Origin of the sequence: Amycolatopsis arida, from assembly GCF_900115565.1 — a bacterium.
In the GTDB taxonomy this organism is placed as follows: Bacteria; Actinomycetota; Actinomycetes; order Mycobacteriales; family Pseudonocardiaceae; genus Yuhushiella; species Yuhushiella arida.
This window is the reverse complement of sequence record NZ_FOWW01000009.1, coordinates 241,666-258,063: the sequence shown is the minus strand read 5'-3', so window position 1 is coordinate 258,063 and position 16,398 is coordinate 241,666. Positions and strand designations below refer to the sequence as shown.

Here is a 16,398-nt window from a genome sequence, read left to right as displayed (position 1 = left end):
TGGGGGGTCATGCCGTCGAAGTAGGGGGGTTTGCGCACGTAGGTGGAGTCGGGGTCCCAGGCGAAGGTGGTGCCTTCGGGGGTGGGCAGGGACTTCCACCGGTCGCCGCCGTCGAAGACGTCGGCGTAGTCGGTGGTGAACATTTCCTGGGTGATGGCCGAGTCGATGGTGGCGTGGATTTCGTCGGGGGTGGGCCAGATCTCGCGCAGGAACACGGGGTTGCCCTCGCTGTCGTGGCCGAGGGGTTGGGTGTGGAAGTCGAAGTCCATGGTGCCGGCCAGGGCGTAGGCGATGACCAGGGGTGGGGAGGCGAGGTAGTTCATCTTGACGTCGGGGTTGATCCGGCCTTCGAAGTTGCGGTTGCCGGACAGCACCGACACCACCGTCAGGTCGTGTTCCTGTACCGCGGTGGAGATCTCCTCGGGCAGTGGGCCGGAGTTGCCGATGCAGGTGGTGCAGCCGTAGCCGACCAGGTGGTAGCCCAGCTTCTCCAGATACGGCCACAGCCCGGCCCGCTCGTAGTAGTCGGTGACCACCTGCGAGCCGGGTGCCATCGAGGTCTTCACCCACGGCTTGACCGTCAGGCCCTTCTCCACCGCGTTGCGCGCCAGCAACCCCGCCCCCAACATCACCGACGGGTTCGACGTGTTCGTGCACGAGGTGATCGACGCGATCACCACCGCACCATGATCCAACTCGAACTCGCCCCGCTCGGCCGACCGCAACTGAACCGGCTTCGACGCCCGACCCGAGGACCCCGTGGCCGCGGAGGCACGGGCCGGCGGTTCCTCCTTCCGCGCGGACGGCTGCCACGAATAGGCCGGTGCGTCGCTGGCCGGGAAGGACTCCGACGACGCTTCGTCCACAACAGAGAGAACGCCTTCCGGACGTTCCTGCTGCGGCACTCCAGGCCGGCGGTTCTGGTCTCCGGTCACCTTCGGGCTGGCGTAGTCCCCCAGCACGGTGCGGAACGCCGACTTCGACTCGGTCAGGTCGATCCGGTCCTGCGGCCGCTTCGGCCCGGCGATCGACGGGACCACCGTGGACAGATCCAGCTCCAGGTACTCGGAGAACTCCGGCTCCCGGCTCGGGTCGTGCCACAGGCCCTGCTCCTTGGCGTACGCCTCGACCAGCGCCACCTGCTCGTCCGGCCGCCCGGTGAACCGCAGGTACCGCAGCGTCTCCTCGTCGATCGGGAACATCGACACCGTGCAGCCGAACTCGGGGCTCATGTTGCCGATGGTGGCGCGGTTGGCCAGCGGCACCGCGGCCACGCCGTCGCCGTAGAACTCGACGAACTTGCCCACCACCCCGTGCCGGCGCAGCATCTCGGTGATGGTCAGCACCACGTCGGTGGCGGTGGCCGCGGGCGGGATCTCCCCGGTCAGCTTGAAGCCGACCACGCGGGGGATGAGCATCGACACGGGCTGGCCCAGCATGGCCGCCTCGGCCTCGATGCCACCCACACCCCAGGCGAGCACGCCGAGGCCGTTGACCATGGTGGTGTGCGAGTCGGTGCCGACGCCGGTGTCGGGGTAGGCCTGGCCGTTGCGGGTCATGACGGTGCGGGCGAGGTACTCGATGTTGACCTGGTGGACGATGCCGGTGCCCGGGGGCACGACCTTGAACTCCTTGAACGCGCTCTGCCCCCAGCGCAGGAACTGGTAGCGCTCCCGGTTGCGCTCGTACTCGATCTCGACGTTCCGCTCGAACGCGTCCGCCCTGCCGAACACGTCGGCGATGACCGAGTGGTCGATGACCAGTTCCGCCGGCGCGAGGGGGTTGACCTTGTCGGGGTCACCGCCGAGCTCGGCCACGGCCTCCCGCATGGTGGCCAGGTCCACCACGCACGGCACCCCGGTGAAGTCCTGCATGATCACCCGCGCCGGGGTGAACTGGATCTCCACCGACGGATCCGCCGCCGGATCCCACCCCGCCAGCGCCCGCACGTGCTCGGCGGTGATGTTCACCCCGTCCTCGGTCCGCAGCAGGTTCTCCAGCAGGATCTTCAAGCTGTACGGAAGCCGCTCCGACCCCGCCACCCGATCCAACCGGAACACCTCGTACGAGTCCTCACCAACCCGCAGCACATCCCGCGCGCCAAAGCTGTCCTTACTGGCAGGTGCAGTCACGTCTCACTCCTCGGCATGGACGCACCCCGCGAAGCTCACCCGCACGAGGAGGGGCGTCCGGTGGTCAGTTCGGTTGTCTGGGCGGTCGTTCGGGTCGCGGAGGAGTCTGGCCCACCTGGCGTCCGGCCCACGAAGGGGGAGGGCTCCACCGCCCGCCGATGCAAACAGTACGCTTGTCCTTTTTTCGTTTCAAGCCGGGTACGGGGTCGGGCCCGGCACCACGTGGTGGTACCGGGCCCGCCCGTCGGCGCCGCGGTCGGCGGTCAGTCGGCGATCTTCAGCAGTGCCGCGACGTCCTCCGGCCGCAGGCTCCGCAGCACGGTCAGGTTCACCTCGGTGAACGTGCGGAACGGGCTCACGTAGTGCTTGCCGTCCACCTCGGTGGTGACCACCCCGAGGCCCTGCTGGAGCAACCCGGTGCCCAGGCTGCGCAGCGCCTGCCGGGCCTCGGGTGGGACACCGGAGTCGGCCTCCTCCTCGACGATCCCGGCGAGCTCGTTCGCGCAGAGCTGCTCGGTGCGCGCCCCCATCGCCATCCGGTAGCAGTCGCTCTCCCGGACCAGCGACATCGTCTCGCCGCGGGCGGTGTGGGTGAGCTCCAGCGCGGTGACCGTGGCCCTGGTACCGCCGTTGACCTGGGTGGGCTGGGTCTCCAGCCGGGTGACGTCGACACCGCTCGGCTCCAGGTCGGTGCCGAGCGACTCCAGGATCGCCGGGCCGGCGTCGTGCAGCACACCCATCTCGTCGGGCGGGAGCAGCTCGATGACCCTGCGTACGTCGGCGTCCAGCGCGGCCTGCACCAGCTGCCGCACCGCCTCGTTCGGCGAGTCGGCGCCGCCCGCCGGGATCGACTGTCGCGGCCACGCCTCGCCCTGCGCCCGCAGCGCGTAGTCGGCGATCGTGTACAGCAGGCTCGGGTACCACGCACCGTCCACGTTGACGGTGGCGATCCGGATCGGCTCGCCGATCTCGCGCACCACCTCGGCGATGTCCACGGTTTCGGTCTGCGGGCCCTGCTCCAGCTCCCGGCGCTCCGACCGGCTCAGCATGGCGTCGAGGAACGCGTCGGCCAGCGGCACCTTGCTCAGGTCCGCCGTCACGGTGAACGTGCCGCCGGTCAGCTTGGTGATGGTGACGTGGTCGTTGACCCGCTCCTCCTGGGCGGCGTCGAACGCGAGGTTCTCCGGCTTCAGCTCGACCCCGGACAGCGCCGTGGGGTCGGCGCTCTCGTCGAGGATGCGCAGCCGCTTGAGCTCCCGGGTGGTCTCCTCGAGCGGGTCGGTGAACAGCGCGGCCTCGGCCGGGGCGAGCGTGCCGAGCAGTCCGACGACGTCGCCGGTGCCGAGCGAGTCGGCCAGGTTCTGCACGGCTTCTGTCGGGGTGGCCGCCCCGGCCGCCGCGGATCCGCGCTGCGCCAGCGCGAACCAGGTGGCGCCGCCACCGATCGCCACGACGAGGGCCACCACCAGCCCGATCACCAGCCCGCGCCGGCTCCGGCGGGGCGGCTCCTGGGGCGGCGTCCCGTGGGCGTCCCAGGCGGCCTGCGGGAAGGCCTGGGGGTGGCCCTGTGCCGGCGTGCCGGGCGCCGGGTACGACTGCTGCGGGTCGGGCTGGCCAGGGTACTGGCTCTGCGGGTACTGGCTCTGCGGGTAGGGGTGCTGCGGGTAGGGGTGCTGCGGGTAGGAGTGCTGCGGGGAGGGCTGCCCCGGGTGCTGCGGCGGGGGCCAGCCCTGTTGGGGGCCGCCGTGCTGGGCCCACTGACCGTCGGGTCCTGGCTGCGTCACTGTGCGATACCTGCTCTTCCGTGTGCGCGGATGCGGCGGGACGTGGCGAGCACGCCCAGCGCACCGATCAGGGCGATCGTGCTGCCGGCGAGGCAGGCCAGCGGGCCGGCCGGGACGAGCCCGACCGGCCCGCTGGCATCGCCGCCTTGGACGAGGACTCCCACCGCCACGGTTCCCACCACGATCGCCAGCACGATCGTGCCGATCGCCGCGGTCCGGGACAGCCGCACCGCGAGCAGCGCGACACAGCTCGCGGCGACCAGCGGCACCGCGACCCAGGACCGCAGCACCGCACCGAGCAGAGCGTGGTCGAGCAGTGAGAAGTGGTCGACCAGCGAGGCCGTCTCGTAGCTGCTGCGCCGCACGCTGCCGGAGCGCAACCAGGGCAGGAAGGTGCCGACGACGACCACGACCAGGCCGACCGCCGCGACGGCGGCCGGCACCGGGGCGCCGGGGGAACGTGAGGTCGGCATGGCAGCTCCCGAACGCGGGTGGCAGTGGTGGCGTGGCAGGGGATGGCAGTGGGTGTCGACCGTGGTGCGACGCGTTCCCCGTCGTGCCGGTTTCACCTTGTCGGACGACGTTTGATCACGATTCGGTCACGACAGTGGGTCCCCCAGTCCGGGGAAAGTGGCTGAGGATGAGCGCGTTCCAGGTGTGACGAGTGGTGAAGATGTGACGCCGGTGGCACAGTTTGTCCAAGTCCTGCTCCCGCGCGATCCGATGTGGACGGCTCGGGAGCAGCGCGAAGGCCGGACTGACCGGGTCGAGGCGAGCTGGTTCGCAGTAGTTCGCAGTGGGAGGTGGGCACGGTGCCGACAGGACGAACGATGGCGGGCGCGGTACGCGTGATCCGCCGGGGCGTGCTCACCGGGGTGGCCGTGCTCGCCGTGCTGGTCGGCGGCTCGGGCACGGTCGCCGCGGTGCCCCCGCCACCGCCGAACCCGAGCGAGGAGGAGCTCGACGCCAGCCGCAGGGCCGCCGAGGCCAGGGCCGGCGCGGTCGGGCAGCTCACCAACCAGCTCGCCGCGGCCACCGCCCGGCTCGACGACCTCAACGCCGAGGTCGAGCTGAAGCTGGAGGAGGCCAACAAGGCGCTGGTGGACATGCGGGCCGCGCAGGACGCGGCCGACACCGCCGAGCGGGACGCGCGGGCCGCCCGTGCGGCCGTCGACGCCGCCGCGGCCGAGGTCGAGTCCGCCCGCGCCGCGCTCGACCGGTTCGTGGCCGGTAGCTACCAGCAGGGCAGCACCATCGGCTCGATGTCGGCCTACATCGGCTCGGACAGCCCGCGGGAGCTGCTGGCGAGGGCACAGTTGCTCGGCGCGGTCGGTGACGCGCAGCTCGACGCGCTGGAGAGCATGCGGCGCGCGCAGACCGAGAAGGCCAACTCCGACGCCGCGGCCCGCAAGGCGCTGGAGGTCGCCAGGGAGAAGCAGGCCGAGGCGGAGCGGGCGAAGGCCACCGCCGACGCCGCGCACGCCGCGGCCGTCGAGGCCCAGGACAGCCAGGCCGCCAGGGCCGACCAGCTCGAGGCGGAGAAGCAGGCGGTCGAGCAGCGGCTCTTCGAGGCGCAGTCCCGGGTGAGCGGCCTGGAGGGCCAGCGCCAGCGGTACGCGGACTGGCAGCGGCAGAAGCGGGCCGAGGAGGAGGCCAGGGCCCGACAGGCGGCGATGGCCGCGTCCGGTCAGGGGAGCTCGGGCCACGCACCGGCGTCCGCCCGGCCGTCCGCGCCCGCCGGCGCGTCCGTCGAGGCGGTGATCGCCAGGGCCATGTCGCAGCTCGGGGTGCCCTACGCGTGGGGAGGTGGCAACGCCAGCGGGCCGACCCGCGGCATCCGGGACGGCGGGGTGGCCGACGCGCACGGCGACTACCGCAAGATCGGGTTCGACTGCTCCGGGTTGATGATCTACGCGTTCGCCGGGGTCAAGCCGCTGCCGCACTACAGCGGCTACCAGTACCACGCCGGGCGGAAGGTTCCGCTGTCGCAGCTGCGCCGGGGGGACATGCTGTTCTGGGGCTACCGCGGCGGCCGGATCCACCACGTGGCGCTGTACCTGGGCAACGGCCAGATGATCGAGGCGCCGCACTCCGGCTCCAGGGTGAAGGTCTCCCCGGTGCGCTACGGCGGCATCATGCCCTACGCCACCCGGCTGATCGGCTGACCGCGGTGCTCGCCGGCATCGTGCTCGCCGGCGGAGCCGCCCGCCGGCTGTCCGGAGTGGACAAGACCATGGTGGAGGTGGGCGGCGAGCCGTTGCTGCGCGGGGTGCTGCGCGCGCTGGGGCGGTGCGAGCCGGTGGTGGTGGTCGGACCGCGGCGCCGCGGCCTGCCCGAGCGAGTGCGGTGGACCCGCGAGGACCCGCCCGGCTCCGGGCCGGTGGCGGCCCTCGCCGCGGGGGTCGCCGCGCTGCCCGAAACGGCCGATCCGGTGGCGGTGCTCGCCGGCGACCTCACCGGGGTCACCGCGGCCACCGTGGACCGGTTGGCCGCGGCACTGCGCGCCGCGACCCCTCCCGCGCAGGGCGCCCTGCTGGTCGACCGCGACGGTCACCGGCAGTGGCTGGTCGGGGTGTGGCGCGCGGCGGCGCTGCGCGCCGCGCTGCCGGAGCGGCCCGCGGGCGCGTCCCTGCGGGGTGTCCTGGGTGGACTGTCCCTCGTGGAGGTCCCGGCACTGCCGGGGGAGGCCGACGACGTGGACACCCCGGCCGACCTCGATCGCGCCCGCCGGCGCGGTGACGACCGACCGCGGTGACGACCGACCGCGGCGATGACGATCTCACCGAGGTGTCACCAGGTCCGCGTGGGGATCTTCACAGCTCTCATACCGGGCGTGCGGTTGGCTGGTCACCAGGCTGTGGCACCGGCTGGGGCCCGGCTGGCCGGGTGGCGGGCCCGGGAGGGGCAGCGCCCGGTACGGTCGCGCCGGTACGGTCGCGAGAGTCGTGATCAGAACAGGTAGGAGGCACCGTGACCGAGCCCGGCTTCGCGGACGGCGCCGCGGGGGCGCACCCCGGCACCCCGGCACGTGACGCCCAGTTGCTGGAGCGGACCGTGTTCGAGGTGAAGCGGGTCATCGTCGGCCAGGACCGGCTGGTGGAGCGGATGCTGGTCGGGCTGCTGGCGAAGGGCCACCTGCTGCTGGAGGGCGTGCCCGGCGTGGCCAAGACGCTGGCCGTGGAGACGTTCGCCAGGGTCGTCGGCGGCTCGTTCTCCCGGGTGCAGTTCACCCCCGACCTGGTGCCGGCCGACATCCTCGGCACCAGGATCTACCGCCAGGAGAGCGAGCGGTTCGACGTCGAGCTCGGCCCGGTGGTGGCCAACTTCGTGCTGGCCGACGAGATCAACCGGGCCCCGGCGAAGGTGCAGTCGGCGATGCTCGAGGTGATGGCCGAGCGGCACGTGTCGATCGGCGGCCAGACCTTCCCGATGCCCGACCCGTTCCTGGTGCTGGCCACCCAGAACCCGATCGAGAACGAGGGCGTCTACCCGCTGCCGGAGGCGCAGCGCGACCGGTTCCTCTTCAAGATCATCGTGGACTACCCGAGCGCCGAGGAGGAGCGGGAGATCATCTACCGGATGGGGGTGACCCCGCCGGAGCCGCACGAGGTGCTCAGCCCCGCGGAGCTGGTCCGGCTGCAGGGCGTCGCCGCGCGGGTGTTCGTGCACCACGCGCTGGTGGACTACGTCGTCCGCCTGGTGCTCGCCACCCGCACCCCCGCCGAGCACGGCCTCGGTGACGTCGCCGGGTGGGTGTCCTACGGCGCCTCGCCCCGAGCCAGCCTCGGCATCATCGCCGCCGCCCGCGCGCTGGCGCTGGTCCGGGGCCGCGACTACGTGCTGCCGCAGGACGTGGTGGACGTGGTGCCGGACGTGCTGCGGCACCGCCTGGTGCTGTCCTACGACGCGCTCGCCGACGGCGTGCCGCTGGACCACATCATCACCCGCGTGTTGCAGACGGTGCCGTTGCCGCAGGTGTCCGCCCGCCCGCAGGGCGGCTCGGGCCAGCCCGTGGCGGCGGGTGCGCCCGGCCGGTAGCTCGCGACCATGGGTGCGATCAGCGACTCGAACGGCGGCCGGCCGCCATGGGCCCCTCCGGTCCTGCGCGGAGACCGGCTCGAGGCCGGGCTGCGCACCCTGGAGTTGGAGGTGCGGCGCCGGCTGGACGGCCTGCTCCAGGGCAACCACCTCGGCCTGGTGCCGGGCCCCGGCTCGGAGCCGGGGGAGGCGCGCCCCTACCAGCCGGGCGACGACGTGCGCCGGATGGACTGGGCGGTCACCGCGCGGACCACGGTCCCGCACATCCGGGAGACGGTCGCCGACCGCGAGCTGGAGACGTGGGTCGTGGTCGACCTGTCCGCCAGCCTCGACTTCGGCACGGGAGTGTGCGAGAAGCGCGACCTGGTGGTGTGCGCCGTCGCCGCGGTGGCCCACCTGACCGGCGGGGGCGGGAACAGGATCGGCGCGGTGATCTCCACCGGGAAGACCACGACCCGGCTGCCGGCCCGCGGCGGCCTCGCCCACGCCCGTGGGCTGGTGCGCACCGTCGCGACGACCCCGCGCGCGCCGGAGGGCACCCGGGGTGACCTCGCCGGCGCCATCGAGCAGCTCCGTCGCCCGCCCCGGCGGCGGGGCCTGGTCGTGGTGATCTCGGACTTCCTCGGCGGCATGGAGTGGCAGCGCCCGCTGCGCGCGCTGTCCGCCCGGCACGATCTGGTGGGGATCGAGGTGATCGACCCGCGGGACGTCGATTTGCCCGACGTCGGCACCGTCGTGCTGGCCGACCCGGAGTCGGGGCGGCAGCGGGAGGTGCACGCCTCGGCGTTGCTGCGCAAGGAGTTCGCCGCCGCGGCCAGGGCGCACCGCGACCAGGTGGCGGCCGGGCTGCGCCACGCGGGGGCGGGGCACCTGGTGCTGCGCACCGACTCGGACTGGATCGCCGACACCGTGCGTTTCGTGGTCGCGCGCAAGCGCGGCTGGTCGGGAGGAGGGCGGTGAACCTCACCGGTTTCGCCACCCCGTGGTGGTTCCTGCTGCTGGTCGTCGTCGCCGCGGTCGTCGTCGGCTATGTCGTCGCGCAGCGCTCCCGGCGCAAGCGGACGATGCGGTTCACCAACCTCGAGTTGCTCGAGCGGGTCGCGCCGCGCAGCCAGGGCTGGCAGCGGCACCTGCCCGCGGCCCTGTTGCTCGTCTCGCTGATCCTGCTGACGTTCGCGCTGGCCGGGCCGACGGCGGAGCAGAAGGTGCCGCGTAACCGGGCGACCGTGATGTTGACCATCGACGTCTCGCTGTCGATGGAGGCGACCGACGTGGCCCCCACCCGGCTCGAGGCGGCGCAGGAGGCGGCGAGGTCGTTCGCCGAGGGACTCACCCCCGGGGTGAACCTGGGGCTGGTGTCGTTCGCCGGCACGGCGACCGTGCTGGTGGCGCCGACCACCGAGCGGGAGGGTGTGCTGCGGGCCATCGACAACCTCAAGCTCGCCCAGTCGACGGCGACCGGCGAGGGCATCTTCGCCGCGCTGCAGTCGATCGAGGGGTTCTCCGCGGTGGTCGGCGGCGCCGAGGGGCCGCCGCCGGCGCGGGTCGTGCTGATGACCGACGGCAAGCAAACCGTGCCGACCGGCGACCCCTACGACCCGCGGGGCGCCTACACCGCGGCGCAGGCCGCCAAGCAGCAGGGCGTGCCGGTGTCGGCCATCTCGTTCGGCACCTCGCACGGCACCGTGGTGATCGAGGGCAAGGAGATCCCGGTCGAGGTCGACGACGAGTCGATGCGGGAGATCGCCCGGCTCTCCGGCGGCGAGTTCTACAAGGCCGCGACCGCCGAGGAGCTCAAGAAGGTCTACGCCAGCCTGGGCGAGCAGATCGGCTACGAGACCAAGGACACCGACGCGAGCAAGCCGTGGCTGGCGCTGGGCACGTTGCTGCTGCTCGGCGCGGCCGGCAGCTCACTGTTCCTCGGCCAGCGGCTGCCCTGAGCCCCGACCGGGGCAGCCGGCGGTGGCGAAGCCGTGCTGGCGCCACGCCTCGTACACGGCGACCGCGGCGGCGTTGGCGAGGTTGAGGGAGCGGGAGGTGGGCAGCATCGGCAGGCCCACCCGATCGGTCACCGCGGGGTCGTGCCGCACCTCGGCGGGAAGGCCGACCGACTCCGGTCCGAACAGGAGCACGTCTCCGGCGGCGTAGCGGACGTCGGTGTGCCGGCGGGGCGCGCCGGTGGTGAAGGCGTAGACGGCGGCCGGCAGCAGCGCCGCCCAGGCCGCGGCGAGGTCGGCGTGCACCCGCACCGCGGCGAGGTCGTGGTAGTCGAGGCCGGCCCTGCGGACGTTCCTGGCGTCGAGGTCGAAGCCGAGCGGGCGCACCAGGTGCAACTCGCAGCCGGTGTTGGCGGCCAGCCGGATCGCGTTGCCGGTGTTCGGCGGGATCTCCGGCCGGTAGAACAGGATCCGGAACACGGCCGCCGATTCTTCCTGTTCTGGCCTCGCTCGGAGAGCGCGGGTCAGCCGCGGAGATGCTCGACGCGGCTCGACCGAGATGTATAATGCCCTATACGGGCGGGCTGGAAGAGCCCGACCTAGCCGTGCCGCTCTCGGTACGCCGCCACGGCACCGGGATGCAGGGAGACGGCGCCGGTGCCGATCAGCGAGCGGACGTCGAGGTACTGCGTGCCCACGGCCTGGGCGGGCACCAGGTCGGCGGCCCTGGTGACGAGTACGGTCACCACCGCGGCGGCGACCTCGGCCGGCAGCGCGGGGGAGCACACCAGCAGGTTCGCCACCCCGATCGTCGGCAGCGCCGGCACCCCGGTGTAGGCCCCCGCGGGGATCCGCACGGGCTCGTAGACCGGTCCGTACCGGGTGCGCAGGGCGGGCAGCACGCCGTCCAGCGGGAGCAGCGTCAGCGCGGTGTCCCGGGCCAGCTCGGCCAGCGCCGGGGTGGGCACGCCCCCGGACCACAGCAGCGCGTCGACCTGGCTGTCGCGCAGCGCGGTGACCGCCTCGGCGAGCGGGCGGTGCTCGCCCCGCACGGTCAGCCCGGCGACGTCGAGCAGCCGGGACCCGGTCAGCGCCGCCCCGGACCGGGCGGCCCCGAGCGAGATCCTGGCCCCGCCGAGGTCGGCCACCGCGCGCACCCGCCCGCCGGCGCGCGCGACGAGCTGCAGGTAGTTCTCGTACACCCGGCCCAGCGCGCGCAGCGGCACCGGTGCGGGGAACGGCCGCGCACCCCGCACCGCGGCGTCGGCGGAGTCGGCCAGCACCAGCCCGAGGTCGGCCCGGCCGGCGGCGACGAGCTCCACGTTGGCCACGCTCGCCTCGGTTGGCACCGCCATGGCCCGCAGCCGCGGCTCCGCACGACCGATCTCGGCGGCGAGCAGCTGGGCGAACTCCAGGTAGAACCCGCCCGGCTCCCCGGCCGCGATGCTCAGCGCGCGCTCCGGCCCCCGGTAGCCGCCCCCGCCGCACCCGGCCAGCAGGGTGCCGAGCCCACCCAGCGCGCCGAGCAGCGCGGCCCGCCTCCGCACGGTCACGGCGCCACACCCCCCTCCTGGCCGCCAGGGCCGTGTTCCCCGCTCACCGCCGCCCGGTCGCTGCCCGGTAGTCGTGCCACGTGGTCTTCCTCGTTCGCCGGGTCCGGGCCGGCCGGCTCGAGGTCGATCTCCACCACCAGCCCGTGCGGCTCGGCGGCCCGCAGCCGCAGGTCGCCGCCCCATGCCAGGACCCGTCGCTGCGCGATGGCCAGCCCCAGCCCCGTGCCCCGCGGCGCGCCCGGCCGCTCGGCCCGCCAGAACCGCTCGGTCGCCCTGGCCAGCTCGGCCGCGGTGAGCCCGGGACCGTCGTCGGCCACCTCCAGCCGGACGCGCCCCGCCGCGGTGTCGAGCCGCACCCGCCCCTCCACCGACGTTCCCGCGCCGGCGTACTTGACGGCGTTGTCCAGCGCCACGTCGAGCACCTGGGCCAGCTCGGACTCCGGGCAGCGCACCAGCACCGGTCCCGGCACGGCGGCGTCCCGCAACCGGACACCGGCCCGCTCGGCCGCGGGCCGCCACGCGTCGATCCGGTCGGCCAGCACGGTGACCGCGTCCGCCGGAACGGCATCCTCCCCGGCGGCCCGGCGGGTGGCGGTGCTCTCCGCGACCGCCAGCGCCAGCAGCCCGTCGAGCAGCGACTCGAGGCGCTCGACCTCGGCCACGGTCGCCCGGTAGGTCCGCCGGCCCGCGGGGTGGAGCTGGTCGGCGAGCGCGTCCACCCGTAGCCGCAGCGCCGCCATCGGGTTGCGCAGCTGGTGGGAGGCGTCGGCGATGAGCCGTCGCTGCTGCTCGGCGGACCGCTGCACCGCCGCCGACATCCGGTTGAACGACTCCGCCAGCGCGCGCAGCTCCCGCGGCCCCGCGCCGGCCGACACGTGCGCCCGGTGCCCCTCCGCCACCGCGGCGACGCCCCGTTCGAGGGCGTGCAGCGGCCGCAGCACCCACCGGGCGAGCGCGGTCGCCAGCAGCACGAACGCGGCGGCGGCGACCAGCGCGCCGGCCAGAATCGACCCCCACCCGACGGCCACGTCGCGGGCGGCAGGGGCCACCGACGCGCGCAGCACCACCGCGCCGGAGACCCGGGTGCCGGTGCCGACCGGGCGGGCGAACAGCACCGGCTCGGTCGACCATGGCCGCAGCGCCGGCGGGTGCGGGCTCGGCTGGTTGCGCAGCGCGCCCTCGACCCTGGCCCGCACCGCCGGGTCGGCCACCGAAAGGCCGGCCTGGACCAGCGGCGAGCGTGCGGCGTCGACGACCGCCACACCCTCGTCGTACAGCTCGGTGTAACGCTCGACGTCGGCCACCAGCGCCGCGGCAGCACCGCTGTCCACGGCCTGCTGGGCGAGCACCGCGAACCGGTCGAGGTCGGCGAGCCGGGCGATCACCAGCTCCTGGGTGCGCTGTTCGGCGGTGCTGGCCAGCAGCGGGGCGGCGAACGCGGCGACCGTCGCGAGCGCGAACGCCACCAGCACCAGCAGCAGCCGGGCGCGCACGTCAGCTGCCCAGCCGGTAGCCGAAGCCGCGAATGGTGACCAGCAGCCCCGGCCGGTTCAGCTTGGCCCGCAGTTGCGTCACGTGGACGTCCAGCGAGCGGGACACCGCCAGGTGGGCGTCACCCCACACCTGGTCCAGCAGTTGCTGCCGACTCACCGCGGTGCCCGGTCGGGCGGCCAGCACGGCGAGCACGTCGAACTCCTTCGGGGTCAGCACCACCTCCGCGCCGCCGGCGGTGACCCGCCGCGCCGCCACGTCGATCTCGACATCGCCGACGCGCACCGGTGCCGCCGGCCGGTCCCCGTGCCCGCGGTGGGTGCCCCGGCGGACGACGGCGTCGATCCTGGCCATCAGCTCGGCCAGCCGGATCGGCTTGGCCAGGTAGTCGTCGGCACCGAGGTGCAGCCCACGGACCACGGAGCGCTCGTCGCCGCGCGCGGTGAGCACCAGGATCGGCACCTCCGACACCGCGCGAACCCGGTGCAGCACGGTGAACCCGTCGACGTCGGGCAGTCCGAGGTCCAGCAACAGCAGGTCGGCGTCGCGGTGCCGGGTGAGCGCGTCCGCGCCACGGACCACCCGGACGACGTCGTGGCCGCGGCTGCGCAGGCTCTCGGCGAGCGCGCCGGCGACGCCGTCGTCGTCCTCGACGAGCAGTACCCGCACCCGACCTCCTCCGCTGGTCCGCGCGTTGTGTCCTACACCATCCCGGGTTACCGGCCCGTAGTCGGCGTGCGGGGGCGACGGCGACCGGCCGAGCCGATAGCCTCCGTGCCGGAACACGCGCGCGGCGCACGAACTGGGTGAAGGAGAGGCTACGTGGCACGGTCGGTTCTGGTCACCGGTGGCAATCGCGGCATCGGGCTGGCCATCGCACGGGATCTCGCCGAGCGGGGCCACCGGGTCGCCGTCACCCACCGCGGCTCCGGGGCGCCCGAGGGGCTGTTCGGCGTGCGGGCCGACGTCACCGACGCCGAGCAGGTGGACGCGGCGTTCAAGCAGGTGGAGGAACACCAGGGACCGGTGGAGGTGCTGGTGTCCAACGCCGGGATCACCGACGACACCCTGCTGATGCGGATGAGCGAGGAGCAGTTCACCCGGGTCGTCGACGCGAACCTCACCGGTGCCTACCGGGTCGCCAAGCGCGCCTCCCGCGGGATGCTGCGGGCGAAGTGGGGCCGCTTCGTGTTCATCTCCTCGGTGGTCGGGCTGCTGGGCTCGGCCGGCCAGGTGAACTACGCCGCGAGCAAGGCCGGTCTCGTCGGGCTCGCCCGCTCGCTGGCGCGGGAGCTGGGGTCGCGCAACATCACCGCCAACGTGGTGGCGCCCGGCTTCGTGGCCACCGACATGACCGACGCGCTGGGGGAGGACCGGAAGAAGGAGATCCTCGCGCAGGTCCCCTCCGGCCGCTACGGCGAGCCGGCGGAGATCGCCAGTGCCGTGCGGTTCCTCGCCTCCGACGAGGCCGGCTACGTCAACGGCGCCGTGCTGCCCGTGGACGGTGGCCTCGGCATGGGGCACTGACCAGGACCCTCTCACCCACCTTCTCCCTCTCGACCCACCGACCCTCGACCACTGACCTGGAGGACACGTGTCCGGACTGCTCGACGGCAAGCGGCTGCTGATCACCGGGGTGATCACCGACACGTCGATCGCGTTCCACGCGGCCAGGGTCGCGCAGGAACAGGGCGCGACCGTGGTGCTCACCGGCTTCGGCCGGCTCTCGCTGGTGGAGCGCATCGCGCGGCGGCTGCCCGAGCCCGCGCCGGTGCTCGAGTTGGACGTGCAGAATGCCGAGCACCTGGCCACGCTCGCCGACCGGGTGCGCGAGCACGTCGACGGTCTCGACGGGGTGCTGCACTCGATCGCGTTCGCCCCGCAGAGCTGCCTCGGCGCGCCCTTCCTCGACGCGCCGTCGGAGGACGTGGCCAAGGCCGTGGACGTGTCCGCGTACTCCTACAAGGCGCTCGCGGCGGCCGTGCTGCCGCTGCTGGACCGGGGCTCGTCCATCGTGGGCATGGACTTCGACGCCCGGGTCGCCTGGCCGGCGTACAACTGGATGGGCGTGGCCAAGGCCGCGCTGGAGTCGGTGAACCGGTACCTGGCACGCGACCTCGGCCCGCACGGCATCCGCGTGAACCTCGTGGCGGCCGGCCCGGTGAGGACGATGGCGGCCAAGTCGATCCCCGGGTTCGTCCAGTTGGAGGACGGCTGGGGCGATCGCGCCCCGCTGGGCTGGGACCCGAGCGACCCCGCGCCCGTCGCGAAGAGCATCTGCGCGCTGCTGTCCGACTGGCTGCCCGCCACCACCGGCTCGATGGTCTTCGTCGACGGCGGGGTGCACGCGCTGGGCCAGTAGGCCTCACGGCCGGGCGGCCTCGGCCACCCGCCAGCTGTCCTCCAGCAGGACGTATCGGGTGATCTTCCCGTCGGCCACGGTGAGGTGGATGGCGAACGGCGACTCGATGAGCTGGCCGGTGGCGCGAACCCGGCTACGCAGCTCGCCGAGGGCCACCGCGTCCTGGCCGTCCGCGACGATCCGGTGCACGGTGAACCGGTCACGGGCGATGTAGTCGTCGAAGGTGGCGAAGAACTCGGCGACCTCGGCGCGGGTGGTTCGCGGCCCGATCCAGGGCACCAGGTCGGTGGCGCCGGGGATGTCCCAGCGCACCTCGTCAGCGAACAGCGCGACCAGGCCGGCCTGGTCGCGGTCGGCCAGGCGGCGGAAGTACTCGGTCACCACCGCGCGGGTGCGTTCCGTGTCGGACATCGCTCGTTCCTTCCCGTTTTGGATCTTCCAGTCCAGAATGTGAGCGCGAGCCGGCGCGGCCCGCGGCGCGGGCGGTGCTACAGCGTGGCGAGGGCCACCTCCACGACGCCGGTCAGGGTGGCCCGGTCGGCGCCGCCGCGGGCCAGGACGCGCAGACCTCCGGTGGTGGCCGTGACGAAGTGGGCGAGGTCCCCGGCGTCCTTGCCGCGGTCGATCTCGCCGGCGCGCTGACCCCGCTCGATCACCTCCCGAATGGCGCCGGCGAGGCGCTCCCGGTCCCGGCGCAGGTCGGCGGTCACCTCGTCGTCCCGGCCGCCCAGCTCGATGGCGGTGTTCACGGCGAGGCAGCCGGGGCTGCCGGCCCGGGACTCGTCGTCGACCACGCGCATCAGCAGCGCACGGAGCGTCTCCCGGGCCGGGCCGGGCGAGGCCAGCAGGTCGAGCTGCGCCTGCGTGGCGGTCTCGGCGTACCGCCACAGGCAACGGCGGAAGAGGGCGTGCTTGCTGCGGAACGTGTTGTAGAGGCTGCTCCGGCGCAGGCCGGTCGCCTCGGTGAGCCGCTCGGTCGACGTGCCGCCGTACCCGCCGGCCCAGAAGGCCCACATCGCGCGGTCGATCGCGTGCTGCTCGTTGAACTCGCGGGGTCGTGGCACGCGGGCACGCTACCACGTTATGGATCGACTGGTCCAA

Annotated in this window: 16 protein-coding genes; 7 read left to right on the top strand and 9 right to left on the bottom strand. The window is 73.7% G+C overall.

All coding sequences use genetic code 11. The features are described from left to right. The 3 genes from BM051_RS23475 to BM051_RS23465 all read right to left on the bottom strand — a co-directional run. On the bottom strand, window positions 1-2,132 hold a 2,132-nt coding region (locus BM051_RS23475; RefSeq protein WP_092534560.1), incomplete at its 3' end, for an aconitate hydratase. Between the two features lie 263 nt (window positions 2,133-2,395). Beyond that, window positions 2,396-3,916: a flagellar basal body-associated FliL family protein gene (locus BM051_RS23470; RefSeq protein ID WP_243859748.1), complete on the bottom strand. Its 1,521-nt coding sequence runs from the start codon at window positions 3,914-3,916 to the stop codon at window positions 2,396-2,398. Further along, complete coding sequence (locus BM051_RS23465) at window positions 3,913-4,389, bottom strand: hypothetical protein (protein ID WP_092534462.1); 477 nt, start codon at window positions 4,387-4,389, stop codon at window positions 3,913-3,915. Before BM051_RS23465 ends, BM051_RS23470 begins: the two co-directional genes overlap by 4 nt. 357 nt (window positions 4,390-4,746) lie before the next feature. Between BM051_RS23465 and BM051_RS23460 the strand changes: the two genes are divergently transcribed. The 5 genes from BM051_RS23460 to BM051_RS23440 all read left to right on the top strand — a co-directional run bounded on the left by BM051_RS23460 (window position 4,747) and on the right by BM051_RS23440 (window position 9,894). Further along, window positions 4,747-6,081 (top strand): NlpC/P60 family protein, encoded by a 1,335-nt coding sequence (locus BM051_RS23460; RefSeq protein WP_092534459.1) that lies wholly within the window; start codon window positions 4,747-4,749, stop codon window positions 6,079-6,081. Between the two features lie 5 nt (window positions 6,082-6,086). Beyond that, the gene (gene mobA / locus BM051_RS23455) at window positions 6,087-6,671 is read left to right on the top strand and encodes a molybdenum cofactor guanylyltransferase (protein ID WP_092534455.1); all 585 of its coding nucleotides are present in this window, start codon (window positions 6,087-6,089) and stop codon (window positions 6,669-6,671) included. A 215-nt stretch (window positions 6,672-6,886) separates the two neighbouring features. Next, a complete protein-coding gene (locus tag BM051_RS23450) occupies window positions 6,887-7,954 on the top strand; it encodes an AAA family ATPase (protein WP_092534452.1) in 1,068 nt (355 codons plus the stop codon). A 9-nt stretch (window positions 7,955-7,963) separates the two neighbouring features. Next, a complete protein-coding gene (locus BM051_RS23445; protein WP_092534449.1) occupies window positions 7,964-8,914 on the top strand; it encodes a DUF58 domain-containing protein in 951 nt (316 codons plus the stop codon). After that, window positions 8,911-9,894 carry a VWA domain-containing protein gene (locus BM051_RS23440; protein WP_092534446.1) on the top strand — a complete coding sequence of 328 codons (984 nt, stop codon included), beginning with the start codon at window positions 8,911-8,913 and terminating at the stop codon, window positions 9,892-9,894. The genes BM051_RS23445 and BM051_RS23440 overlap by 4 nt, the downstream gene beginning before the upstream one ends. Here the strand turns inward: BM051_RS23440 and BM051_RS23435 are convergent. The 4 genes from BM051_RS23435 to BM051_RS23420 form a co-directional block, all read right to left on the bottom strand. Next, complete coding sequence (locus tag BM051_RS23435) at window positions 9,865-10,371, bottom strand: tRNA (cytidine(34)-2'-O)-methyltransferase (protein ID WP_092534443.1); 507 nt, start codon at window positions 10,369-10,371, stop codon at window positions 9,865-9,867. The genes BM051_RS23440 and BM051_RS23435 overlap by 30 nt on opposite strands. 119 nt (window positions 10,372-10,490) lie before the next feature. After that, window positions 10,491-11,444 (bottom strand): TAXI family TRAP transporter solute-binding subunit, encoded by a 954-nt coding sequence (locus BM051_RS23430; RefSeq protein ID WP_092534440.1) that lies wholly within the window; start codon window positions 11,442-11,444, stop codon window positions 10,491-10,493. Beyond that, window positions 11,441-12,937, bottom strand: coding sequence for a sensor histidine kinase (locus tag BM051_RS23425; protein WP_092534437.1), 1,497 nt, complete (start codon window positions 12,935-12,937; stop codon window positions 11,441-11,443). The genes BM051_RS23430 and BM051_RS23425 overlap by 4 nt, the downstream gene beginning before the upstream one ends. Window position 12,938: 1 nt before the next feature. Next, window positions 12,939-13,604, bottom strand: a complete 666-nt coding sequence (locus BM051_RS23420) for a response regulator transcription factor (protein ID WP_092534434.1) — start codon at window positions 13,602-13,604, stop codon at window positions 12,939-12,941. A 153-nt stretch (window positions 13,605-13,757) separates the two neighbouring features. Between BM051_RS23420 and fabG the strand changes: the two genes are divergently transcribed. Together fabG and fabI are read left to right on the top strand one after the other, a co-directional pair. Then, a complete protein-coding gene (fabG, locus tag BM051_RS23415; RefSeq protein WP_092534431.1) occupies window positions 13,758-14,462 on the top strand; it encodes a beta-ketoacyl-ACP reductase in 705 nt (234 codons plus the stop codon). Between the two features lie 67 nt (window positions 14,463-14,529). Next, window positions 14,530-15,297 (top strand): enoyl-ACP reductase FabI, encoded by a 768-nt coding sequence (gene fabI, locus BM051_RS23410; RefSeq protein ID WP_092534428.1) that lies wholly within the window; start codon window positions 14,530-14,532, stop codon window positions 15,295-15,297. Window positions 15,298-15,300: 3 nt separating this feature from the next. Here the strand turns inward: fabI and BM051_RS23405 are convergent, their stop codons facing one another. Both BM051_RS23405 and BM051_RS23400 read right to left on the bottom strand, forming a co-directional pair. After that, entirely contained in the window at window positions 15,301-15,708 is a 408-nt protein-coding gene (locus tag BM051_RS23405; protein ID WP_092534425.1) for a nuclear transport factor 2 family protein, read from the bottom strand. 77 nt (window positions 15,709-15,785) lie between these two features. Continuing rightward, window positions 15,786-16,361 carry a TetR/AcrR family transcriptional regulator gene (locus BM051_RS23400; protein ID WP_092534422.1) on the bottom strand — a complete coding sequence of 192 codons (576 nt, stop codon included), beginning with the start codon at window positions 16,359-16,361 and terminating at the stop codon, window positions 15,786-15,788. Window positions 16,362-16,398 lie beyond the last annotated feature (37 nt).

Coding starts and splice junctions, on each gene's coding strand:
- BM051_RS23465 (WP_092534462.1), bottom strand. CDS start 4,389: ATGCCGACCTCACGTTCCCCCGGCGCCCCGGTGCCGGCCGCCGTCGCG.
- BM051_RS23460 (WP_092534459.1), top strand. CDS start 4,747: ATGGCGGGCGCGGTACGCGTGATCCGCCGGGGCGTGCTCACCGGGGTG.
- BM051_RS23445 (WP_092534449.1), top strand. CDS start 7,964: ATGGGTGCGATCAGCGACTCGAACGGCGGCCGGCCGCCATGGGCCCCT.
- BM051_RS23405 (WP_092534425.1), bottom strand. CDS start 15,708: ATGTCCGACACGGAACGCACCCGCGCGGTGGTGACCGAGTACTTCCGC.